Origin of the sequence: Lelliottia amnigena, assembly GCF_019047465.1 — a bacterium.
Lineage (GTDB): Bacteria > Pseudomonadota > Gammaproteobacteria > Enterobacterales > Enterobacteriaceae > Enterobacter > Enterobacter amnigenus.
In genome coordinates this window covers 3,521,054-3,542,837 of sequence record NZ_CP077236.1, presented here as the reverse complement: position 1 = coordinate 3,542,837, position 21,784 = coordinate 3,521,054, and the positions used below count along the sequence as shown (strand labels likewise).

Genomic DNA, 21,784 nt, shown 5'->3' with positions numbered 1-21,784 from the left:
GATTTCTCCATCAATTCTGCACTTTTTCGCCCTACAGTGAGCGCGTTCTCCCTGACCAGAGAACATCATTCCGTAATCAAGATGTCTTTGCCCCGCCTCACGCGCGGGGCCTTTTTCCCACCAAAAATAGCAGGCTCTTCTGCTGATATATTAAATTCTCTGTATTCATGTTTTACTACACCCACAGTCGAAAAATTCAGCATAGCATGCAGATACTGACGTCTTCTGCATGGGAGTCTACCCACGTCATGTCGGATATTATTCTTGCCCGTGTTTCAGAAACTCTCGCAACCGAACAATCACTCGAAAGCCTGGTACGTCAACTGCTGGAAATGCTTGAGATTGTCACCGAAATGGAATCGACCTATCTCACAAAAGTCGATATCAATGCACGTTTGCAGCACATTCTTTATGCCCGCAACAGTAAACAGATGCAGATCCCTGAAGGGCTGAGCGTCCCCTGGGGAGAGACATTGTGCAAACGGGCTATTGAGAGCCGTTGTTTTTACAGTGATGACGTGGCAGGACACTGGGCAGATTGCGATGCGGCAAAAACGCTGGGCATCACCACCTACATGAGTATTCCCATTCATCTGGCAGATGGTTCACTGTACGGTACACTCTGCGCCACCAGCTCGGAAAAGAAAACCTTGAGCCATCGCGGTGAACAGGTGTTACAGCTGTTTGCCGGTCTTATCGCGCAGTACATCCAAAAAGAGTCGCTGGTCATGCAGTTGCGCGAAGCAAACGCTGCGCTGATCGCCCATTCGTATACCGATGCGCTAACCGGGCTGCCGAATCGCCGCGCGATTTTTGAAAACCTCACCACCCTTTTCTCGCTCGCGCGCCATCTCAAACGCAATGCGATCATCGCCTATATCGATCTGGACGATTTCAAACTCATTAATGACCGTTATGGCCATGAGACCGGCGATCAATTTTTGGTTGAGGTCGGTAAGCGGTTAACCACGGGCCAAACGGAGGATGATATTGTTGGCCGATTAGGCGGTGACGAGTTCCTGGTGGCGTGTCTTAGCAAAGATAATAATGAAGCCGATAACACACAGGTGAATATTCTCAGGAAGCAGGTCAGTGCCTGTATCGCTGGAGAATATTGGTTGGGAAATGTGCATATCGTCTACCCTGGTGCCAGTTTAGGCATCGTCTCTGTCGATCCTTTACACATTGATGCTGACGGTGCATTACGCGCCGCAGATGCTGAGATGTATCGTGATAAAAAAGAGAAAAGCAAAACGCGCTTTCTCCCATCGGATTAACCCCGTAAACTCTGGCGACAAATAAACCCATAAGGTAATGTCATGCGGATTGGAATTGTGTTCCCGGTCGTTATTTTTATAACGGCAGTGGTCTTTTTAACGTGGTTTTTTGTCGGCGGCTACGCCGCTCCAGGGGCATAAGTGAGAAAGACAACCATCATTATGTTAATCATCGCCGTTGTGGCCGTCGCGGGCAGCCAGCTGGGCTGGTGGTGATCCAAACGCAAAAAGGCCGCCTGACGGCAGCCTTTTTGACATGTTCAATGCTTAACTTTTGATTTTTCTGTAGATAAACAGAACAACCAACGCACCAATGACGGCGACAGCAAAGCTGCCGAAGTTGAATCCATCGACTTTACCAAAACCGAACAAGGTGCTGATCCAGCCACCGACCACGGCACCAATGACACCCAGAATCACGGTGACGAAGAACCCACCGCCGTCTTTGCCAGGCATGATCCACTTCGCCAGAATCCCCGCAATAAGACCAAAAATAATCCAGGATAAAATTCCCATAGCTAGCTTCCCTCTCTGTTTGGTTTTTGTTACTAAATCAACAACACAGAAAAGGATAGCACAGGATCTCAGAAAGGAAATTTGTGATAGGCATCACAGTGACTGGTTGCGTATTTTATCGACAACAAAAAAATTATCCGCCACACAAAAGATGGGGTTGCATCTTTGGATGAGAAGAATTATCTTTCTCATTACTGAATAGTTGAGTAAAACACTCAGGTATTTAGTACGACATTGCTCACATTGCTTCCAGTATTTCTTGCCCACTTTTGGTGGGCTTTTTTTTGCCTTACGTTACCGATGTATCTCCCGAGGGTCATCAGCACGATGTCTGGGATGCATGATGTTGCAGATCGCCTCGGTACTGGGATAACGCAGACAAAAACACCTGCAAAACACTATTTAATTGAATTACCTGAAAAAACATAAACAACCCTCATCGTTAATATATACGCGTTAGGATCATCAACTTTTCGTCTCGAAAAGAAACCAAAATAAAACGTTAAACTTCATATTTTGGATTTAGGTGTGTTTTGTGGTCTATCTGAATCAAGCCTCCATTACCGCTGCCGATAATCACGTCAACTAACGTTTCATCGGCAAAGGGTACAAAGGAGTTTATTTTGAAAAATATTAAAATCAGGGTGGGGCTATTAATTGTTCTAGCATCTTTTACTTTAATGCTATTTCTCTCAAGCGGCCTTGGTCTCTATTTCCTGTGGCACAGTAACAGCGATATTCAAACGTTAAACTACAATGCCGCCGAACAAAAAGCGCTTAACTCTGCGCGCGATGCTATTTTGCGTGCGCGTATCATAATCGATACCGTGACTCAGGCAAAAATACATGGCGAGGATATCGACGAACCTGCTGTGAAAGCCAGTATTGAGAAAGAAATGCAATCTGCCGAGATCCAGTATCAGCAATTTGTTAAAATCCCGGGTCTCTCCACTACCCAGCCAGAACTGGGTGAAAGAATGCAAAACAGCTACGACCAACAAGTTAGTGTTATAAACCATAATGCGAGTTCTATTATCAATTCAGCAGGAGCGGAAGATCTTAAGCCAATCTATGCTGCGAACCGTAGTGCAACGCTTAAGGCGCGGCAGTCATGGGATAGCGAATACCAGTCCTATATCGATGCAACCCAGCATAATCTGACTAAAGTGATTAATTACAGCAACCGTTCTTATCATTTTGCGATACTTATAATGGTCAGCCTGCTGGCTATCGCCATCCTATTATTCATCTCTATCAACTTGTGGATGAGGAATGCATTAATTCGCCCTCTCAGTGAAGTGGCCCAACATTTCGAACACATTGGTAAAGGGAATTTAACAGCGGATATTCATGTCACCAGCTCGAATGAAATTGGTTTATTGTTCGCATCATTACAAACGATGCAGGCAGAGCTGAACTCTACCGTTGTCACTATTCGACAGGGGGTGGAGTCTATTAATATTGGTACACAAGAAATTTCTGCAGGAAATAGCGACCTGTCTCGTCGTACTGAAGAACAAGCCGCAGCCGTTGTGGAAACAGCAGCCAGCATGGAGCAGATTACCTCAACGGTGAAAATGAATACCGACAACGCGCTTCAGGCTTCGCATATGGTGCAAAACGCAGCAGGTATCGCAACCGCGGGCGAAGAACAAATGCAGAATATGATGCAGAAAATGGATGCCATCAGCCTGAGCGCACAGAAGATGGTCGATATTATCAGCGTTATCGATAGCATTGCATTCCAGACCAACATCCTGGCGCTGAATGCCGCGGTTGAGGCTGCGCGAGCTGGACAATCCGGTCGCGGATTTGCCGTGGTCGCCGGTGAAGTCAGAAATCTGGCGCGTCGCTGTACCGACTCTGCAAAAGAGATAACCGGTCTCATCAACGAATCCACGCTGTATATTCAGGAAGGGGCTGAGCTGGCAAACAGAACCAGCAAGACCATGCTGGATATCAGCAGTGCCGTCAGTAAGGTCAACGTGATGATGGACAACATTGCTTTAGCCTCACAAGAGCAAAGCCGTGGCGTGGAGCAGATTCGCGTGGCGATCACCCAGATGGATCACGTGACTCAGCAAAACGCAGCGTTAGTTGAGGAAGTGGCAACGACGGCATCGGGTGTGAATAACCAGGCAAACTTACTGACCCAGTCCGTGTCGATCTTTAAAGTTAAACAGACGTTTTAATTAATTTTTAGAAACAAAACGATTAACCCGGGAGCGAGCACGCTCCCGGATTCTCATCAAAAGTAGTGTGCAGTCAAATGGACTCAATGCTGGGCAATCTCTCCGGCGCTGTGTTTGGGTCCTAACCGCCCTGCTTCTATTAAGATTTCTTCGATCAATTCTTCAAGACATTCTCTTCCGTGGTGGTCGCAAATAAGATGCACCTGCCGAGAAATCTCATCCGTTTTCATGCCGTCACACAACGCTGATTTCAACATTACAGACGCCCATCGTTTCGCTTCAGAATGAGTCAGCATAACCCCTCCCACTGTTTGTTACCTCTCTAAGCGTAGCTGGCAGAAAAGGGTTCGGTGAATTTTTACACCGGCCAAGTGTGACACTTCTTTTCAAGCGAAACGCATTTCCAGCTAGCTTCCGTCGCTGCGAAGTGGGTTCATTTTTACCTCCCTGAACGCGTGATGAAATCAGAGGCATTTATCAGAATGATTTTTAAGCCTCATTTATCTGATGCGTTCTTGACTCTTTCAGCGTGACCAGTGAAAATGCTGTATATAAAAACAGTTATTGAGGTAAGTATGTTTGTTGAACTCGTGTATGACAAGCGTAACGTTCAGGGTCTGGTCGGTGCGAGTGACATCATTCTGAATGAGTTAACCAAACGCGTGCATCGTATTTTCCCCGATGCGATTGTGAAGGTTAAACCGATGCAAGCGAACGGCTTAAACAGCGATGCAAGTAAAAGCGATCGTGAAAAACTGAACCGTATGCTTGAAGAGATGTTCGACGAGGCGGACGCCTGGATGGTGATGGAATAGAGGTGACGGTTTGGGGAATTCCGGCGCAAAAAACGGGAACCGAGTCAGGGATGACCAGCCGGTGAGCCAGCTGGTCATCTAGGCGTTATTTCAGGTGTTCTTTCAGCTGGTAACCTGCCTGTCCAATAGCAGTCCGCACGGCAGGAACATCGCTCAGTGCGTTGAGCAGACCGTAATCATGGATTAATCCGTTGTAACGGGTAACCGTCACGTTTACACCGGCGGCATCCAGTTTGCGGCCAAAAGCTTCACCTTCATCACGCAATACATCAAATTCGGCCGTCTGGATCAGAGTGGGCGGCAGACCCTGCAGCTGCTCAGATGTGGCGCGCAGCGGTGAAGCAAGAATGTTATTACGATCGCTCTCTTTTGTGGTGTAAGCATCCCAGAACCACTTCATCATGTTGCGCGAGAGGAAATACCCGTTCTCGTATTGATTATAAGAATCGGTATTGAAATGAGCGTCAGTAACGGGCCAGAGCATAACGTCATAGCGTATTGCTGGCGACTTATGGTGTTTTGCCTGCAGCGCGACAGCTGCAACCATATTTCCACCAACACTGTTGCCAACCAGGGCCAGGCGTTTTCCATCGACGCCTATTTCACTTCCGTGCTCAGCTACCCAGCGGGTTGCCGCATAAGCCTGATTAATCGCAACAGGGAAATGTGCTTCCGGAGATGGCGTGTAGTTCACAAAAACGGCCGCCGCTCCAGACTCATTAACCAGATCGCGAACGAGCCGCTCATGCGTCGCGAAATCACCCAGGATCCAGCCGCCGCCGTGGAAGAACATAAATACGGGCAAGGTTCCCGTCGTGTTGTGAGGCTTCACAATAGTCAGTGATATTTCTTTGCCATCAACGCTGATTGTTTTTTCACTGACATCCGCGGCGGGCAGCTTCGCCCCTTTCTGCGCGTTGATCAACACCTGACGCGCGTCCTGAGGAGACAACTGCTCAATAGGCTTTCCTCCACCGCTGTTCAGGGCATTCAGAAACGCCTGCACGTGACGTTCTGGTTGAGGATCAGCGGCAAAGCTGTTGACTGAAATAGCTGCCATTGCAGCAGTCATTAACGCAGATTTAAGATTCATAGTACCGTCCAATTAAAATTGCTTGCTATTATATCGTGCACTATATATGTGCGCGATTTATCCGTCGTATTTCACCCTGCAAATACTACGCACGTTTAAAATGAAAAAGTGTTCCCCTACTCTGCCATTATTTTATTACATCATCTGGCGGAGAAAGGCCCCGGTCAATACAGAAGCCTTGGGCATCCTGGGAGACAATTGACTGAATTACAGACCCAGATCTGACAGGCTCGGATGATCGTCCGGACGACGTCCCAGAGGCCAATGGAACTTGCGCTCGCTTTCCTTAATAGGCATGTCATTGATACACGCGAAACGATGCTGCATCAGGCCATCTTCTCCGAATTCCCAGTTTTCGTTTCCGTAAGAACGGAACCAGTTACCCGAGTCATCGCGCCATTCATAGGCGTATCGGACCGCGATGCGATTACCGCCAAAAGCCCATAACTCTTTGATGAGACGATACTCGAGTTCTTTTTTCCACTTGCGCTCAAGAAACCCTTTGGCTTCTTCACGATTATTTGCAAACTCTGCGCGGTTACGCCATTTCGTGTCCAGAGAGTAAGCAAGCGATACCTTTTCCGCATCGCGGCTGTTCCAGCCATCTTCAGCAAGTCTTACCTTTTCAATCGCTGATTCGCGAGTGAACGGGGGAAGTGGCGGACGAGTTTGTGAATCAGACATGGTGGTGCCTCCAGTAAAATTGGATATTTCAGTGAGTATTTCATCTGTGGAACTCAGGTCTCTATTGCGAGACCTGTTTTAATAACAGCTGAGCAATATCTCGCGCATCATCTGCGGCGCTGTAATCGCCCATAACACGCGACAGGGTGATGGCACCTTCAATCAGTATCAGCAACTGCCTGGCCAGGGATGAAGACTGCTCGATATTCAGTTGCCCGGTGAGTTCGAGCGTGTAATCCAGTAATTTCTGTTTATGCAGTTTGGCGATCTGGCGAACAGGATCGGCACTGTCACCCACTTCACCTGCAGTATTAATGAACGCGCATCCGCGATAACCGTCTGACTCAAACCAGCCCTTAAGGACGGTGAATATATTCAGGATGCGGTCCTGCGGTGTATCCGCTTTGTCGCATTCAGCCCTGAACCACTCCATCCAGCGGAGATCACGCGCGTTCAGCGCTGCTGCCGCCACTTCGTCTTTGTTGGCGAAATAGCGATAAATGCTTTTTCTGGCCACGCCTGAGGTTTTCACCAGAAGATCCATGCCTGTCGCATGAATACCGTTCTGATAGATAAGCTGTTCAGCGGTAGCGAGAATTTTCTCTCGTGTGTTCATTGTGTTTTTGTTCATAGGATAATAGTAGAACGATCGTTCTACCTAATCAAGCACTCATTAATAAATCTTTTGATCTACAGGTGTGATCATCAATAAATGCGTTTTAAATCAATAGTTATACTGCTGACAGTGAGGCTTCGTATGATGATGCTGTTATAGCGGAGAGGCTGGATAAAAAATCTTGTGAAAAGAAAATAAGAAGAAATGTCGTGATGGAAAAAGGTCATCAACGCTGAGGCATACCCGGCACATAAGGGCTGTCTGAGAACGCCAGACTCTCTCTAACCGCCCGCTCCATCTGCCGTCTGTCGAGAATAATACAGGTACGCTCACCGGGTACGGTTATCTTGAACTCGTCATGTAGCGGCAATGGAGAGATCAAATACCATCGCCCTTTGAATAAAAGCCAGTTCACTTTAAACCTCAAATCATAAGCGCTGAGCGTAACCTGAGCCACAGCGTCCAGACGTTTTATCGGTGTCCTGCTTCGATGCAGGCGAGACGAGCTTTGAGCCCGTCCCATTGGGGGAGCGGTCAGGTTCGCTATGCATTCTTCCTGTTTCTGAAGGCCGCCACTTTCATGCGATTGCCACACGTCGCCATACTGCACCAGCGGCGGCGATGCGATTTACTCAAATCGTGGAAAAGTAAAATACAGTTATGCGCTTCACACTGGCGCACGAATTCAAATTTATCGCCAGTGACCAGTTTCACCAGTGCATCGGCAACGGGCCAGAGAAGGCTTGCGGGGCTATGACTGGCAGCATGAGAATCGACGTGATAGCGCTGAACATCCTCATCCCATTGCAGTCTCGTCAGAGGATGCCCTTTCTCAAGGATCCGGTTAATGACATCCAAATCTACCGCAACAGAGTTCATCGCTGCGTGCACGACAGCCCTTGAGGCATCACGGAGCTGGCGAGCTTCCGTTAATAATCCGGCGGGTGCCTGAGTGCCTTCTGAGACAAGGCCCGTCACGATCAGCCACTCTATGACGCTGTGATCGTTTTCAAAACAATCATGTCGATCACTCCCAGTCCCATATTCGCTGTTGATGAAATCCAGTGCGAGGTTATCGGCCAAAAAAAGAGGCGGGGAAGAAAGCTGTTTGGAATCCATAGTAATCCGTAACTCATAAAATAATTTTGACAGGTTACCAAATTTACTTGTAACCTTCAATTCCACACTTTAATGGTTACAAGAGGTTTGTCATGGCATCTTCCACCACCGGGCTTTCTGCTGCAGATAACGCATCAACCTCACCCGATCTCACTATTCATTACCGATACAAACAGGCAGGCAACGTCAAGGTTTTCTACCGTGAGGCAGGCGATCCGGCATCGCCTACCCTCCTGATGCTTCATGGCTTCGCGGGTTCATCATTTATGTTTCGCGACCTCATTACCCAACTGGCCGACCATTATCATCTGATTGCGCCCGATTTACCGGCCTTTGGTTTTACCGAAGCTCCGGAGAGAGGTGAATATGCTTATACCTTTGACCAGCTTGCTGAGACAATTGACCAGTTCACCCAAGAACTTGATCTCACTACCTATGCTCTGATGGTTCATGACTACGGCGCACCTGTCGGCTGGCGACTGGCGTTAGCACATCCAGAGCGTGTGACCGCCATCATTTCCCAGAATGGCAACGCTTATGAAGAGGGACTGGGAGAAGCCTGGGCGCCCATTCAGACATACTGGCGCGATCCCACACCAGAGAACCGACGTGCTTTGAGTGAATTTCCGACGCCGGCATCAATAAAATGGCAGTATCTGGAAGGCGTTCCAGACCACAGTCTTGTTTCACCTGATGGCTATTCGCTAGAAGGGATGCAGGTATTGCGCCCTGGCAATGCAGAAATCCAGCTCGACCTGCTGCTGGACTACGCCTCAAATGTCATGATGTATCCTCAATTCCAGCGCTATTTTCGTGATAATCAGCCCCCGCTATTAGCCGTCTGGGGAAAACATGATCCCTTTTTCATAGCGGCGGGCGCTGAAGCCTGGAAACGCGATATTCCTGATGCCGTTATTAACTTCTACGATACTGGCCACTTCGCTCTCGAAACTCATGCAAAAGAGATAGGTATTGATGTTCGCGACTTTCTGGACCGGCATATCCGCCTGCCAGATTAACTCTCTTCGTGGAAAAACGGCCTCAGGTACCGGACGGTGAAGGGAATCGCCGAAAACGCAGAAATACGCGTGGAAGCCATCATGGCCTTCGATGAAGGCATGAATTTGTCTGCGGAATAAAAAGTATGAAACCCAGCCAGCGCGATTAGCAATTCGCAATTAAAACGTTGGCTAACGTTATTCTCTGAAGGAAAAATACTCATGTCAGTAACTTCCGGTGTGCAACATATTGGTTTATCCGTATCAAATCTTGAAGAAAGCGCTGAGTTCTTTATCAAAGTATTAGGTTGGGAAGAAATTAAACGACGCGAAGATTATCCGGCCATCTTTGTGAAAGACGATGCACTGACGATCACGCTCTGGAAAACGCAAACAGAAGAGCCAGTAAAATTTGATCGTAAATTGAATATCGGACTCCATCACTTAGCTTTGCGGGTTAAAAGTAAAGAAGCGCTGTTTCAGCTTGTTGATGTATTAAAGGCGAATAAGATTGAAATCGAATTCGAGCCAACCCTTATCAGAGAAGGACCGTCGATGCATATGATGTGCTATGAGCCGAGTGGGATAAGAATTGAATTTTATTATCCTGGATAAGGGGTTTCTGAGACTCGCCATCAGGCGCTTTTCAGTGCCACAGTCCAGCCGTTAGAATAGATTACGGTAAAAAATCGCGCGGCGTAGAATTCAGAATAGTGCGAAATGCCGCTGTAAATGCGGCCGGGCATGAAAAGCCAAGCTGGTTAACTTAATTGGGACAGCTGGCTGGGTGAGTGACTCAACATGAAGATTATCACAGTTAAATCAGGAGCATCTCCCAATGCGAGTTCACTTTATCGTACATGAACATTTTGAAGCCCCGGGCGCCTATGAAACATGGGCCAGAGAACGCGATCATGAAGTCACATTCTCTCGTGTTTATACCGGTGAAAAACGTCCAACTGATGCTGAAGGCATCGACTTATTAATCATTATGGGGGGGCCGCAGGACCCTTCATTCACCGTTGAAAAATGTGCTCATTTTGATTCCAAAGGAGAACAAGCGTTAATCGCCTCAGCAGTGAATGCGGGTAAAGCTGTCATCGGTGTTTGCTTAGGCGCTCAGTTAATTGGCGAAGCGCTCGGTGCGCCGTTTTCCCATAGCCCGGAGAAGGAAATTGGTAAGTTCGCGATTATCCTGACAGAAGCAGGCGCAAAAAATGAGATGTTCTCGCATTTTGGGCAGATTCTTGAGGTCGGTCACTGGCATAACGACATGCCTGGCCTAACTCCTGATGCAGAGATTATCGCTTACAGCACTGGATGCCCACGTCAGATCGTGGCTTACTCGGAGCTGGTGTATGGATTTCAGTGCCATATGGAGTTCACATTAGCTGAAGTTGAGCTTTTGATTGCCCATTCCGAGAACGATCTGAGGCGGGCCGCAGAATATCGGTTCGTCGATACGGCAGAAATACTTCGTGCACACGATTACCATGAAATGAACAAGGCTCTGTTCACTTTTCTCGACAAACTTGTCGCGCGCTATCAGCAAAAGTATCAAACACAGCCATGAGGAGATCTCGTGAGTTTATTTACTCTGCCATCATTTCCAACTTCCGCTCCTGGCACCTGCGCGAAGCAGGATGGCATCAGCCTGTTGGCCGTGGCCGCATCGACTGTCGGATAAGAAACCCCGCACCCGCCGAAGCGGGTCGCGTTTCATAAGCTGATTCTATTTCGTTAGATAAAGTGAACGCGCATAGGCTTGTTCCTGACTACTGATAAAGCTCTTAACGTTATTATCCGTAAAAGACTTAATGTTGGTGCCTTTCGGCATAGATACCTCTTTTTTCTCCAGCGTTAAAGTAAACATTGGCTGGATTTGGAGAGGCAAAAAAAAACGGGAACCCTCAGGCTCCCGTTCTTATATAACCCAAAGAGTGGATTACATGTTCGCGATAATCGCGTCGCCAAACTCTGAACATTTCAGCAGTTTAGCGTCGTCCATCAGACGTTCAAAATCGTAAGTCACGGTTTTGGCGTTAATCGCGCCTTCCATGCCTTTCACGATCAGGTCTGCGGCTTCGAACCACTCCATATGACGGAGCATCATTTCAGCAGACAGGATGATTGAACCTGGGTTCACTTTATCCTGACCTGCGTACTTAGGTGCCGTACCGTGGGTAGCTTCGAACAGTGCGCATTCGTCACCGATGTTTGCACCAGGCGCGATACCGATACCGCCAACCTGTGCCGCCAGGGCGTCGGAGATGTAGTCGCCGTTCAGGTTCATACACGCGATCACGTCGTATTCAGCTGGACGCAACAGGATCTGCTGCAGGAACGCATCGGCGATAACATCTTTAATGATGATCTCTTTGCCGGTGTTCGGGTTCTTGATTTTCTGCCACGGACCGCCGTCGATCAGTTCGCCACCGAATTCTTCAGTCGCCAACTGGTAGCCCCAGTCTTTGAATGCGCCTTCGGTGAACTTCATGATGTTGCCTTTGTGAACAATAGTCACAGAGTCACGATCGTTGGTGATTGCGTATTCGATGGCTGCGCGCACCAGACGTTTAGTACCGTCTTCGGAGCACGGCTTGATGCCGATACCGCAATGTTCAGGGAAGCGAATTTTCTTCACGCCCATCTCTTCGCGCAGGAATTTAATCACTTTTTCTGCGTCAGCAGAGTCCGCTTTCCATTCGATACCTGCGTAGATGTCTTCTGAGTTTTCACGGAAGATAACCATGTCGGTCAGTTCCGGGCGTTTTACCGGGCTTGGTGTACCCTGGTAGTAACGCACTGGACGCAGACACACATACAGATCAAGTTCCTGACGCAGAGCAACGTTCAGGGAACGGATACCGCCGCCGACCGGGGTGGTCAGTGGGCCTTTAATTGCCACGCGGTATTCGCGAATCAGGTCCAGCGTTTCTGCTGGCAGCCAAACGTCCTGGCCGTAAACTTGGGTCGATTTTTCACCGGTGTAAATTTCCATCCAGGAAATTTTACGCTCGCCTTTGTAGGCTTTCTCAACAGCGGCATCAACCACTTTCAGCATTGCAGGAGTAACGTCTACACCGATACCATCACCTTCAATGAAGGGAATAATCGGGTTGTGTGGAACGTTAATTTTGCCGTTTTGCAGGGTGATCTTTTTACCTTCCGCCGGAACAACTACTTTGCTTTCCATTAACCTCTCCTTCGAGCGCTTCTGGTTGTTACTGATCTTATGTTAATAATTTGTAATGAGCCGTCCGATAGTACCTGAATGTCCGGCGCCATGAAAGGCATTCGTTATTAGGCTATAATGCGGCAATTGACCGACGCTGAAAATACCATGAAGAAAACTTCTTTTAGAAATCACCGGGTTGAGCGATTCAGCTCACAACAAGCCACCAGAAGAACACCCGTAAACCAACCAAAACGGGTCATTTTGTTCAATAAACCCTACGATGTTTTGCCGCAGTTTACGGACGAGGCCGGGCGCAGCACCCTGAAAGATTTTATTCCTGTACAGGGCGTGTACGCCGCGGGGCGTCTGGATCGCGATAGCGAAGGTTTGCTGGTGTTAACCAACGATGGCGCATTGCAGGCCAGCCTGACCCAGCCGGGTAAACGCACCGGAAAGATCTACTACGTTCAGGTCGAGGGTGAACCGACGGACGAAACGCTCGTTGCGCTGCGTAACGGCGTGGCGTTAAACGATGGTCCGACGCTGCCTGCTGGCGTTGAGCGGGTCAGCGAGCCGGAGTGGCTGTGGCCGCGTAACCCGCCGATTCGCGAGCGTAAATCCATTCCCACCGCCTGGCTGAAAATCACCCTTTATGAAGGCCGTAATCGGCAAGTTCGCCGGATGACGGCCCACGTTGGCTACCCTACCCTGCGGCTTATCCGCTATGCCATGGGTCATTACACGCTGGATTCCCTGGCCAATGGGGAATGGCGCGACGCACCTGAATAAGGAGAAATCATGTTTAAACCTCATGTTACGGTTGCCACCCTGGTTCATGCGCAGGACAAATTTTTAGTCGTTCAAGAGACGATCAACGGCAAAGCGCTGTGGAACCAGCCGGCCGGGCATCTCGAAGCGGACGAAACGCTGGTTCAGGCCGCCAAACGCGAGCTGTGGGAAGAGACCGGTATTGATGCGCAGCCCCAGCATTTCATCCGTTTGCATCAGTGGATTGCACCCGACCGCACGCCGTTCCTGCGCTTTTTATTCGTCGTCGAACTTAACGAAATGTGCGCCACTGAACCGCATGATGACGATATTGATCGCTGCCTGTGGGTCACTGCTGAGGAAATTCTTAACGCCCCAAACCTGCGCTCGCCGCTGGTTGCTGAGAGCATCCGTTGCTATCAGACGGGCGCTCGCTTGCCGCTTGACATTATTAGCGAATTTAACTGGCCGTTTACAGAGGGTGTCAACGGTGGGGGCGCGTGATAGAATATGCCGCCTTTAAGTTCAATGTCGTGAGTATTCCTATGTCAGTAAGCCCAAAAAAAGTGATCGTCGGCATGTCCGGCGGTGTCGACTCCTCCGTTTCTGCCTGGCTGTTGCAACAACAGGGCTATCAGGTCGAAGGCCTGTTCATGAAGAACTGGGAAGAAGATGACGGCGAGGAATACTGTACAGCGGCTGCGGATCTCGCCGATGCGCAGGCCGTGTGCGATAAGCTCGGCATTGAACTGCACACCGTTAACTTTGCGGCGGAATACTGGGACAACGTCTTTGAACTGTTCCTGGAAGAGTACAAAGCGGGTCGCACACCGAACCCGGATATTCTCTGCAACAAAGAGATCAAATTCAAAGCCTTCCTCGAATTCGCCGCTGAAGATCTGGGCGCTGACTTTATCGCAACCGGTCACTACGTGCGTCGTGCAGATGTTGATGGCAAAAGCCAGCTGCTGCGCGGTCTCGACGGCAACAAAGATCAGAGTTACTTCCTTTATACGCTCGGCCACGAACAGATTGCGCAAAGCCTTTTCCCGGTCGGGGAACTTGAAAAACCTGAAGTCCGTAAAATCGCCGAAGACCTTGATCTGATTACCGCGAAGAAAAAAGACTCCACCGGCATCTGCTTTATCGGTGAACGTAAATTCCGCGAATTCCTGGGACGCTATCTGCCGGCTCAACCGGGTAAAATCATCACCGTAGATGGCGATGATGTCGGCGAACATCAGGGGCTGATGTATCACACGCTCGGACAGCGTAAAGGTCTGGGCATTGGTGGTACAAAAGAAGGCAGCGAAGATCCCTGGTACGTTGTCGACAAAGACGTTGAGAACAATATTCTGATTGTTGCCCAGGGTCACGAGCATCCGCGCCTGATGTCTGTCGGTCTTATCGCCCAGCAGTTGCACTGGGTCGATCGTGAGCCGTTCACTGGCACGCTGCGTTGCACAGTCAAAACCCGTTATCGCCAGGCCGATATTCCCTGCACCGTGACGGCACTGGATGAAGAACGCGTTGAGGTTCGTTTCGACGAGCCGGTTTCTGCCGTTACGCCAGGCCAGTCAGCCGTTTTCTATCGCGGTGAAATCTGTCTGGGCGGCGGCATCATTGAACAGCGTCTGCCTCTGGCAGCGGTGTAAAAGAGCACACTAAAAGGAGCCCGTGTGGCGAAGAATTATTATGACATCACCCTGGCACTGGCAGGAATTTGCCAGTCTGCTCGTCTGGTGCAACAGCTGGCGCATCAGGGGCATTGCGATGCTGACGCGCTGCACGTTTCGCTTAACAGCGTTATCGATCTCAACCCAGGCTCTACGCTTGGCGTGTTCGGTGGCAGCGAAACAAATCTTCGTCTCGGTCTCGAAACGCTCCTCGGCGTGCTGAATGCCAGCAATCGTCAGGGGCTGAACGCGGAATTGACGCGCTATACGCTCAGCCTGATGGTGCTTGAACGTAAGCTGAACAGCGCAAAAGGCGCGATGGATACGCTAGGCGATCGCATCGCGGGATTACAACGTCAGCTCGATCACTTCGATCTGCAATCTGAAACGCTCATGAGCGCGATGGCCGCCATTTATGTCGACGTGATCAGCCCGCTGGGTCCCCGTATTCAGGTGACCGGTTCCCCTGCCGTGCTCCAAAGCGCGCAGGTGCAGGCGAAGGTTCGCGCCTCGCTTCTGGCCGGTATCCGCGCCGCTGTTTTATGGCATCAGGTTGGCGGTGGCCGACTGCAGTTAATGTTTTCTCGTAATCGCCTGACCGCTCAGGCAAAACAAATTCTTGCTCATTGTTAACCTCCCGGAGTTGCGAATTATGGAATTATCCTCACTGACCGCCGTTTCCCCTGTTGATGGACGTTACGGCGATAAAGTCAGCGCGCTGCGCGGGATTTTCAGCGAATATGGTCTGCTGAAATTCCGTGTACAAGTTGAAGTACGCTGGCTGCAAAAACTGGCCGCGCACGCAGCAATCAAGGAAGTTCCTGCTTTTGCTGCCGAGGCAAACGATTACCTCGATAAAGTCGTGGCAGAATTCAATGAAGAAGATGCTGCACGTATCAAAACGATCGAACGCACCACCAACCACGACGTGAAAGCGGTTGAATATTTCCTGAAAGAGAAAGTGGAAAGCGTTCCTGCGCTGCATGCCGTGTCTGAATTTATCCACTTCGCGTGTACGTCCGAAGATATCAACAACCTCTCTCACGCGCTGATGCTCTCTACCGCCCGTCAGGAAGTGGTTCTGCCTTACTGGCGCAAAATCATTGATGCGGTCAAAGATTTGTCCGTTCAGTATCGCGATATTCCACTGCTTTCCCGCACGCACGGTCAGCCAGCGACCCCATCAACCATGGGTAAAGAGATGGCAAACGTGGCGTACCGTATGGAGCGCCAGTACCGCCAGCTGGAACAGGTTGAAATCCTGGGCAAAATCAACGGCGCGGTCGGCAACTACAATGCACACATCGCTGCCTATCCGGAAGTTGACTGGCACCAGTTCAGCGAAGAATTCGTGACCTCTCTGGGCATCCAGTGGAACCCGTACACCACGCAGATTGAGCCGCACGACTACATTGCTGAGCTGTTTGACTGCATCGCCCGCTTCAACACCATCCTGATCGACTTTGATCGTGACGTGTGGGGATATGTTGCGCTGAACCACTTCAAGCAAAAAACCATCGCCGGCGAAATCGGTTCTTCTACCATGCCGCATAAAGTGAACCCGATTGACTTTGAAAACTCCGAAGGCAATCTGGGTCTGGCGAATGCCATGCTGCAGCACATGGCGAGCAAACTGCCGGTTTCCCGCTGGCAGCGCGACCTGACCGACTCCACCGTACTGCGCAACCTGGGCGTGGGGATTGGTTACTCGCTGATTGCTTACCAGTCCACTCTGAAAGGCGTGAGCAAACTGGAAGTGAACCGTGACCGTCTGCTGGACGAACTGGACCACAACTGGGAAGTACTGGCCGAGCCAATCCAGACCGTGATGCGTCGCTATGGCATCGAAAAGCCCTATGAAAAATTGAAAGAGCTGACGCGCGGAAAACGTGTCGATGCTGAAGGCATGAAACAGTTTATCGATAGCCTGGAACTGCCGGAAGACGAGAAAACGCGTTTGAAAGCGATGACGCCAGCGAATTACATTGGCCGTGCTATCACCATGGTTGATGAACTGAAATAAGGCTCCCGCCCTCTTTCCGCCCGGAAAGAGGGTTCCTTCCACAGCGTTTACTCAATGTTTATCCCCACAGCCACATAATCAGCGTTAAACTATTCATACCATTAATTTTAGGGAGAAGAGATGATGCGCGTATTGGTTGTTGAAGATAATGCTTTGCTACGTCATCACCTGAAAGTTCAGCTTCAGGAAATGGGCCATCAGGTCGATGATGCAGAAGATGCAAAGGAAGCCGATTATTATCTCAATGAACATCTGCCCGATATCGCCATCGTCGATTTGGGCTTGCCGGATGAAGACGGTCTGTCACTGATCCGTCGCTGGCGCAGCCATGACGTCTCTCTCCCCGTACTGGTTTTGACCGCACGCGAAGGCTGGCAGGACAAAGTCGAAGTGCTCAGCGCGGGCGCAGATGATTATGTCACCAAACCGTTTCACATCGAAGAGGTCGCCGCCCGTATTCAGGCTCTGATGCGCCGCAACAGCGGTCTGGCCTCTCAGGTGATTTCGCTTCCGCCATTCCAGGTCGATCTTTCTCGCCGTGAATTTTCGATCAACGATGAAGTCATCAAGCTCACGGCGTTCGAATACACCATCATGGAAACGCTGATCCGCAACAGCGGCAAAGTGGTGAGCAAAGATTCATTAATGCTGCAGCTATACCCGGATGCCGAACTGCGTGAAAGCCATACGATTGATGTGCTGATGGGGCGTTTGCGTAAAAAAATTCAGGCACAGCATCCTCACGACGTCATCACGACCGTGAGGGGCCAGGGATACCTGTTTGAATTACGCTAAATGAAAAGACTTCTTCGTCATATTTTGCCGCTTTCTCTGCGGGTCCGTTTTTTGCTGGCGACCGCCGCAGTGGTGCTGATCCTCTCGCTCGCTTACGGCATGGTGGCGCTCGTGGGCTACAGCGTCAGCTTTGATAAAACGACCTTCCGTCTGCTGCGTGGGGAGAGCAATCTTTTCTATACGCTGGCGAAATGGGAAAACAACCACATTAGCGTCGATATGCCCGAGAATCTGAATCGGCAAAGCCCGACGATGGCGCTGATTTATGACGAGAAAGGTAAGCTGCTCTGGGCACAACGCCATGTTCCGTGGCTGGAAAAAAGTATTCGCCCGGAATGGCTCAAAACGAATGGTTTTCATGAAATTGAAGCCGACGTGAATGCCACCAGCAGGCTGCTCGACAATGATGCCTCCATGCAGCGTAAGCTCGCCGAGATCCGTGAAGATGACGACGACAGTGAAATGACGCACTCGGTCGCCATCAATCTCTATCCTGCCACGATAGATATGCCCCAGTTGACGATTGTGGTCATCGACACGATTCCTGTGGAGCTAAAACGCTCCTATATGGTCTGGAGCTGGTTCGTGTATGTGCTGGTCGCTAACCTGCTGCTGGTGATCCCGCTGCTATGGATCGCCGCCTGGTGGAGTCTGCGCCCTATCGAATCGCTGGCTAAAGAGGTGCGCGAGCTTGAAGAACATAATCGTGAAAAACTCAATCCTGAAACCACCCGCGAACTGACAAGCCTGGTGCGGAACCTCAATCGCCTGCTCAAAAGCGAACGCGATCGCTACGACAAATACCGCACCACGCTGACCGATCTGACGCACAGTCTTAAAACTCCCCTCGCCGTAATGCAAAGTACGCTGCGCTCGATGCGCGGTTCAAAGCTGAGCGTAGATGATGCCGAGCCGGTGATGCTGGAGCAGATCAGCCGTATTTCGCAGCAAATTGGTTACTACCTGCACCGCGCCAGCATGCGTTCTGGCAGCCCACTGTTAAGCCGCGAGTTGCATCCCGTCGCACCGCTTCTCGACAGTTTGACCTCCGCGTTGAATAAAGTGTATCAACGCAAAGGCGTAAATATTAGCCTCGATATTTCTCCAGAAATCAGTTTTGTCGGCGAGAAAAATGATTTTGTCGAAGTGATGGGAAACCTGCTGGATAACGCCTGCAAATATTGCCTGGAATTTGTGGAAGTGTCCGCGCAACAGACGGATGACACGTTGCACATCATCATTGAAGATGACGGCCCTGGGATCCCACAAAACAAACGCGATGTCGTTTTTGATCGTGGCCAACGTGCAGACACGCTGCGCCCTGGACAGGGCGTGGGGCTTTCCGTTGCCCAGGAGATTGTCGAGCAGTACAACGGCAGAATTGAAACCAGCGATAGCCTGCTGGGTGGCGCGCGGATGGAGGCCATTTTTGGTCGCCAGCACCCCTCTTCCGACGATAGTTAACGCGGAATGTGAAAAAAGCGAGATTCCCGCACGCAGCCTTGTGAGCTTCCGTTATAATCCGACTCAATAAGAGCCTGCGGAAATAAATAATATGGAATATCACTTAACGCTAAACTGGCCCGATTTTATCGAACGTTACTGGCAGAAACGCCCGGTCGTTCTGAAACGCGGCATCAGCAATTTTGTCGATCCCATCTCACCAGATGAGCTGGCGGGACTGGCGATGGAAAACGAAGTGGACAGCCGACTGGTGAGTCATCAGGACGGTAAATGGCAGGTAAGCCATGGTCCTTTCGAAAGCTACGATCATCTGGGTGAAAACAACTGGTCATTACTGGTTCAGGCCGTCAACCATTGGCATGAGCCCACCGCAGCCTTGATGCATCCGTTCCGTGCCCTGCCCGACTGGCGCATGGACGACTTGATGATCTCCTTCTCTGTACCCGGTGGCGGCGTTGGGCCCCATCTGGATCAATATGATGTGTTTATCATTCAAGGTACGGGCCGTCGTCGCTGGCGTGTGGGCGAGAAAGTGCCGATGAAACAGCACTGTCCACACCCCGATCTGCTCCAGGTAGATCCGTTTGAAGGCATTATCGACGAAGAGCTTGAGCCAGGCGATATTCTGTATATCCCGCCGGGATTCCCGCATGAAGGTTATTCTCTGGAGAACTCGCTGAACTATTCCGTGGGATTCCGCGCGCCAAGCGGACGCGAGATGATCAGCGGATTTGCCGATTACGTGCTGCAGCGTGAGCTGGGCAGTCATCGCTACAGCGACCCTGATGTGCCTGCACGTGAACATCCGGCAGACATTCTGCCGCAAGAGCTAGATAAACTGCGCGAGATGATGCTGGGCCTGATTAACGAGCCGGAGCATTTCAAACAGTGGTTCGGCGAATTTATCAGCCAGTCCCGTCACGAACTGGACGTTGCGCCTGCAGAGCCGCCGTATCAGCCGGATGAGATTTACGATGCGTTGCAGCAGGGTGATTCCCTGGTACGCCTGGGTGGCTTGCGTGTGCTGCGCATTGGCGATGATATTTTCGTCAATGGCGAAAAACTCGATTCGCCGCACCGTCCGGCGCTCGAAGCCCTGGCGAGCCATATGGTATTAAACGCGGAAACCTTCGGTGACGCGCTGGAAGATCCCTCATTCCTGGCGATGCTGGCCGCGCTCGTGAACAGCGGGTACTGGTTCTTCGAAGACTGATACACATCATTCTTCACGCTGCCTCTGCGTTGGCTGCGTCTGTTCATCCCGGTCACTGACTTCAGTAAGCGTCCGGGGATTCTCAGACTTGCCGCCTTGATCCAACTTGAATGATTTCGTGTATGTATAATTGCCCGGCAGTCATCTCGCTGACCGGGCTTTGTTTTACGCCTGCTTTGCCGTGTGAGTTCAACTGATGGACGCAACACACTTATTGAACCGTTCTGCGGGTGATTCATAGTCTAGCGTTTTTCTCGGCCTTTCGTTGAGCTGTCTGGCAACACTGTTAAGTCTTTGCTGGCTGTGAACCGATAAGTCAGTTCCTTTTGGAAAATATTGTCTGAGCAATCTGTTCGTATTTTCATTTGAGCCACGTTGCCAGGGGGATTGAGGATCGCAGAAGTAAACCTGAATATCTGTGGCTACAGTAAACCGGGTGTGGCTGGTCATTTCAGCGCCCCGGTCCCAGGTTAATGTTTTATAAAGTTCAGCAGGTAATTCCCGGGCTTGTCTGATGAGTGCAGATATAACCGTTATGGTCTTGTTGTCTCTGATCTTCGCCAGCATAACAAAACGGGAATGACGTTCTACGAGGGTGATTATATAGGAGTTTTTCGAGCCCTGAATCAAGTCACCTTCCCAGTGACCTGGAATGGCTCTGTCAGCCGCCTCTGGTGGCCTTTCGCTGATAGGTATCGTGTTCGGGATTGACCCTAATCCTTTCCCTTTAAGCGATGACGTTCTGGATCTACGCACTGCTCTTCCGCTTCTGAGGCATTGCTGCAGCTCTTTTTTTAATGCTCCCCGGGTTTGTATAAAAAGCGTTTTATAAATCGTTTCGTGTGACACATGCATTTCCTGATTATCCGGATAACAACGTTTCAGCCAACCGGCGATCTGTTCCGGCGACCAGTCCTGATGCATCTTCTCTGCAATGATTTTACACAATGCGGGGCTTTCAATTAGCTTGCACGGTTTTGGTCTCAGCGCATTTTCCCACGCAGTAGCATCGGCTTTTGCTGCTCGGTATTGTTTTGCACCACTGTGCCTCCTGACCTCGCGGCTAATCGTTGAGGGCGCTCTTGATAATTTGGCGGCGATGTCCCTGATGCTGAGTTTTGCTACCAGCCCTCTGGATATCTCCTCTCTTTCATCAAGCGAAAGCGCTAATCGGTGCCGTTTTCGCACGGGAGGACGGTAGCCGCCTGTCTGGTGGATAGTGGGCATAATGGAAGAATGATATCTGTCGAACATTCTGGCGATATCATGTAGAGAATCACCTTGCTTATATCTGTCCCAGATAATTGCCTTCTGCTCTGGCGTGTAGTTAATCCGAGTTCTTCGTTTCATGACAACG

At 50.2% G+C, this 21,784-nt stretch carries 22 protein-coding genes and 1 pseudogene; 15 read left to right on the top strand and 8 right to left on the bottom strand.

The window, feature by feature from the left end; all coding sequences use genetic code 11:
* Positions 1-248: 248 nt before the first annotated feature.
* Both I6L74_RS16610 and I6L74_RS16605 read left to right on the top strand, forming a co-directional pair.
* Positions 249-1,277 carry a sensor domain-containing diguanylate cyclase gene (locus tag I6L74_RS16610; RefSeq protein WP_059178260.1) on the top strand — a complete coding sequence of 343 codons (1,029 nt, stop codon included), beginning with the start codon at positions 249-251 and terminating at the stop codon, positions 1,275-1,277.
* Between the two features lie 42 nt (positions 1,278-1,319).
* Positions 1,320-1,418 carry a YoaK family small membrane protein gene (locus I6L74_RS16605; RefSeq protein ID WP_041689378.1) on the top strand — a complete coding sequence of 33 codons (99 nt, stop codon included), beginning with the start codon at positions 1,320-1,322 and terminating at the stop codon, positions 1,416-1,418.
* A 126-nt stretch (positions 1,419-1,544) separates the two neighbouring features.
* Here the strand turns inward: I6L74_RS16605 and I6L74_RS16600 are convergent, their stop codons facing one another.
* Positions 1,545-1,793: a GlsB/YeaQ/YmgE family stress response membrane protein gene (locus I6L74_RS16600; RefSeq protein ID WP_012017053.1), complete on the bottom strand. Its 249-nt coding sequence runs from the start codon at positions 1,791-1,793 to the stop codon at positions 1,545-1,547.
* A gap of 623 nt (positions 1,794-2,416) precedes the next feature.
* On the opposite strand from I6L74_RS16600, the gene I6L74_RS16595 reads away from it, so the two are divergent.
* Positions 2,417-3,985, top strand: a complete 1,569-nt coding sequence (locus tag I6L74_RS16595; protein ID WP_082691908.1) for a methyl-accepting chemotaxis protein — start codon at positions 2,417-2,419, stop codon at positions 3,983-3,985.
* A gap of 575 nt (positions 3,986-4,560) precedes the next feature.
* Entirely contained in the window at positions 4,561-4,800 is a 240-nt protein-coding gene (locus I6L74_RS16590; protein ID WP_059178263.1) for a DinI family protein, read from the top strand.
* 85 nt (positions 4,801-4,885) lie between these two features.
* Here the strand turns inward: I6L74_RS16590 and I6L74_RS16585 are convergent, their stop codons facing one another.
* The 4 genes from I6L74_RS16585 to I6L74_RS16570 form a co-directional block, all read right to left on the bottom strand.
* Positions 4,886-5,893 (bottom strand): alpha/beta hydrolase, encoded by a 1,008-nt coding sequence (locus tag I6L74_RS16585; RefSeq protein ID WP_059178264.1) that lies wholly within the window; start codon positions 5,891-5,893, stop codon positions 4,886-4,888.
* A 207-nt stretch (positions 5,894-6,100) separates the two neighbouring features.
* Positions 6,101-6,577: a nuclear transport factor 2 family protein gene (locus I6L74_RS16580; RefSeq protein ID WP_059178265.1), complete on the bottom strand. Its 477-nt coding sequence runs from the start codon at positions 6,575-6,577 to the stop codon at positions 6,101-6,103.
* A gap of 61 nt (positions 6,578-6,638) precedes the next feature.
* A complete protein-coding gene (locus I6L74_RS16575) occupies positions 6,639-7,208 on the bottom strand; it encodes a TetR/AcrR family transcriptional regulator (RefSeq protein WP_059178266.1) in 570 nt (189 codons plus the stop codon).
* 528 nt (positions 7,209-7,736) lie between these two features.
* Positions 7,737-8,312 carry a CGNR zinc finger domain-containing protein gene (locus I6L74_RS16570; protein WP_059178268.1) on the bottom strand — a complete coding sequence of 192 codons (576 nt, stop codon included), beginning with the start codon at positions 8,310-8,312 and terminating at the stop codon, positions 7,737-7,739.
* A 92-nt stretch (positions 8,313-8,404) separates the two neighbouring features.
* Here I6L74_RS16570 and I6L74_RS16565 point away from each other — a divergent pair, with 92 nt between their 5' ends.
* Positions 8,405-9,331 (top strand): alpha/beta fold hydrolase, encoded by a 927-nt coding sequence (locus I6L74_RS16565; RefSeq protein WP_059178269.1) that lies wholly within the window; start codon positions 8,405-8,407, stop codon positions 9,329-9,331.
* 201 nt (positions 9,332-9,532) lie between these two features.
* Positions 9,533-9,925 carry a VOC family protein gene (locus I6L74_RS16560; RefSeq protein WP_059178271.1) on the top strand — a complete coding sequence of 131 codons (393 nt, stop codon included), beginning with the start codon at positions 9,533-9,535 and terminating at the stop codon, positions 9,923-9,925.
* A gap of 61 nt (positions 9,926-9,986) precedes the next feature.
* Here I6L74_RS16560 and I6L74_RS16555 read toward each other — a convergent pair.
* Positions 9,987-10,070: pseudogene (locus tag I6L74_RS16555) on the bottom strand (AraC family transcriptional regulator); the annotation flags it as partial.
* Between the two features lie 78 nt (positions 10,071-10,148).
* Between I6L74_RS16555 and I6L74_RS16550 the strand changes: the two are divergent.
* The gene (locus tag I6L74_RS16550; RefSeq protein WP_059178272.1) at positions 10,149-10,883 is read left to right on the top strand and encodes a type 1 glutamine amidotransferase; all 735 of its coding nucleotides are present in this window, start codon (positions 10,149-10,151) and stop codon (positions 10,881-10,883) included.
* 372 nt (positions 10,884-11,255) lie between these two features.
* Here I6L74_RS16550 and icd read toward each other — a convergent pair whose 3' ends face one another.
* Positions 11,256-12,506, bottom strand: a complete 1,251-nt coding sequence (gene icd / locus I6L74_RS16545) for an NADP-dependent isocitrate dehydrogenase (RefSeq protein ID WP_059178273.1) — start codon at positions 12,504-12,506, stop codon at positions 11,256-11,258.
* Between the two features lie 117 nt (positions 12,507-12,623).
* Between icd and rluE the strand changes: the two genes are divergently transcribed.
* The 8 genes from rluE to I6L74_RS16505 all read left to right on the top strand — a co-directional run bounded on the left by rluE (position 12,624) and on the right by I6L74_RS16505 (position 20,427).
* Complete coding sequence (gene rluE / locus I6L74_RS16540; RefSeq protein WP_059178274.1) at positions 12,624-13,277, top strand: 23S rRNA pseudouridine(2457) synthase RluE; 654 nt, start codon at positions 12,624-12,626, stop codon at positions 13,275-13,277.
* 9 nt (positions 13,278-13,286) lie between these two features.
* Positions 13,287-13,760 (top strand): NUDIX hydrolase, encoded by a 474-nt coding sequence (locus tag I6L74_RS16535; protein ID WP_059178275.1) that lies wholly within the window; start codon positions 13,287-13,289, stop codon positions 13,758-13,760.
* Between the two features lie 41 nt (positions 13,761-13,801).
* The gene (gene mnmA, locus I6L74_RS16530) at positions 13,802-14,911 is read left to right on the top strand and encodes a tRNA 2-thiouridine(34) synthase MnmA (RefSeq protein ID WP_059178276.1); all 1,110 of its coding nucleotides are present in this window, start codon (positions 13,802-13,804) and stop codon (positions 14,909-14,911) included.
* A 24-nt stretch (positions 14,912-14,935) separates the two neighbouring features.
* A complete protein-coding gene (gene hflD / locus I6L74_RS16525) occupies positions 14,936-15,565 on the top strand; it encodes a high frequency lysogenization protein HflD (protein ID WP_059178277.1) in 630 nt (209 codons plus the stop codon).
* A 19-nt stretch (positions 15,566-15,584) separates the two neighbouring features.
* The gene (gene purB / locus I6L74_RS16520; protein ID WP_059178278.1) at positions 15,585-16,955 is read left to right on the top strand and encodes an adenylosuccinate lyase; all 1,371 of its coding nucleotides are present in this window, start codon (positions 15,585-15,587) and stop codon (positions 16,953-16,955) included.
* 123 nt (positions 16,956-17,078) lie between these two features.
* Positions 17,079-17,750, top strand: a complete 672-nt coding sequence (gene phoP / locus I6L74_RS16515) for a two-component system response regulator PhoP (protein ID WP_041689375.1) — start codon at positions 17,079-17,081, stop codon at positions 17,748-17,750.
* Positions 17,751-19,214 (top strand): two-component system sensor histidine kinase PhoQ, encoded by a 1,464-nt coding sequence (gene phoQ, locus I6L74_RS16510; RefSeq protein ID WP_059178279.1) that lies wholly within the window; start codon positions 17,751-17,753, stop codon positions 19,212-19,214.
* A gap of 91 nt (positions 19,215-19,305) precedes the next feature.
* Entirely contained in the window at positions 19,306-20,427 is a 1,122-nt protein-coding gene (locus I6L74_RS16505) for a ribosomal protein uL16 3-hydroxylase (protein ID WP_059178280.1), read from the top strand.
* A gap of 189 nt (positions 20,428-20,616) precedes the next feature.
* Here I6L74_RS16505 and I6L74_RS16500 read toward each other — a convergent pair whose 3' ends face one another.
* Positions 20,617-21,777: an IS30-like element ISCfr4 family transposase gene (locus I6L74_RS16500; RefSeq protein ID WP_000830285.1), complete on the bottom strand. Its 1,161-nt coding sequence runs from the start codon at positions 21,775-21,777 to the stop codon at positions 20,617-20,619.
* Positions 21,778-21,784: the final 7 nt, after the last annotated feature.

Bases quoted from the DNA above. Each gene is read 5' to 3' on its own strand.
- I6L74_RS16610 (WP_059178260.1), top strand. From the start codon at position 249: ATGTCGGATATTATTCTTGCCCGTGTTTCAGAAACTCTCGCAACCGAA.
- I6L74_RS16605 (WP_041689378.1), top strand. From the start codon at position 1,320: ATGCGGATTGGAATTGTGTTCCCGGTCGTTATTTTTATAACGGCAGTG.
- I6L74_RS16600 (WP_012017053.1), bottom strand. From the start codon at position 1,793: ATGGGAATTTTATCCTGGATTATTTTTGGTCTTATTGCGGGGATTCTG.
- I6L74_RS16590 (WP_059178263.1), top strand. From the start codon at position 4,561: ATGTTTGTTGAACTCGTGTATGACAAGCGTAACGTTCAGGGTCTGGTC.
- I6L74_RS16585 (WP_059178264.1), bottom strand. From the start codon at position 5,893: ATGAATCTTAAATCTGCGTTAATGACTGCTGCAATGGCAGCTATTTCA.
- I6L74_RS16580 (WP_059178265.1), bottom strand. From the start codon at position 6,577: ATGTCTGATTCACAAACTCGTCCGCCACTTCCCCCGTTCACTCGCGAA.
- I6L74_RS16575 (WP_059178266.1), bottom strand. From the start codon at position 7,208: ATGAACAAAAACACAATGAACACACGAGAGAAAATTCTCGCTACCGCT.
- I6L74_RS16570 (WP_059178268.1), bottom strand. From the start codon at position 8,312: ATGGATTCCAAACAGCTTTCTTCCCCGCCTCTTTTTTTGGCCGATAAC.
- I6L74_RS16565 (WP_059178269.1), top strand. From the start codon at position 8,405: ATGGCATCTTCCACCACCGGGCTTTCTGCTGCAGATAACGCATCAACC.
- I6L74_RS16560 (WP_059178271.1), top strand. From the start codon at position 9,533: ATGTCAGTAACTTCCGGTGTGCAACATATTGGTTTATCCGTATCAAAT.
- I6L74_RS16550 (WP_059178272.1), top strand. From the start codon at position 10,149: ATGCGAGTTCACTTTATCGTACATGAACATTTTGAAGCCCCGGGCGCC.
- icd (WP_059178273.1), bottom strand. From the start codon at position 12,506: ATGGAAAGCAAAGTAGTTGTTCCGGCGGAAGGTAAAAAGATCACCCTG.
- rluE (WP_059178274.1), top strand. From the start codon at position 12,624: ATGCGGCAATTGACCGACGCTGAAAATACCATGAAGAAAACTTCTTTT.
- I6L74_RS16535 (WP_059178275.1), top strand. From the start codon at position 13,287: ATGTTTAAACCTCATGTTACGGTTGCCACCCTGGTTCATGCGCAGGAC.
- mnmA (WP_059178276.1), top strand. From the start codon at position 13,802: ATGTCAGTAAGCCCAAAAAAAGTGATCGTCGGCATGTCCGGCGGTGTC.
- purB (WP_059178278.1), top strand. From the start codon at position 15,585: ATGGAATTATCCTCACTGACCGCCGTTTCCCCTGTTGATGGACGTTAC.
- phoP (WP_041689375.1), top strand. From the start codon at position 17,079: ATGCGCGTATTGGTTGTTGAAGATAATGCTTTGCTACGTCATCACCTG.
- phoQ (WP_059178279.1), top strand. From the start codon at position 17,751: ATGAAAAGACTTCTTCGTCATATTTTGCCGCTTTCTCTGCGGGTCCGT.
- I6L74_RS16505 (WP_059178280.1), top strand. From the start codon at position 19,306: ATGGAATATCACTTAACGCTAAACTGGCCCGATTTTATCGAACGTTAC.
- I6L74_RS16500 (WP_000830285.1), bottom strand. From the start codon at position 21,777: ATGAAACGAAGAACTCGGATTAACTACACGCCAGAGCAGAAGGCAATT.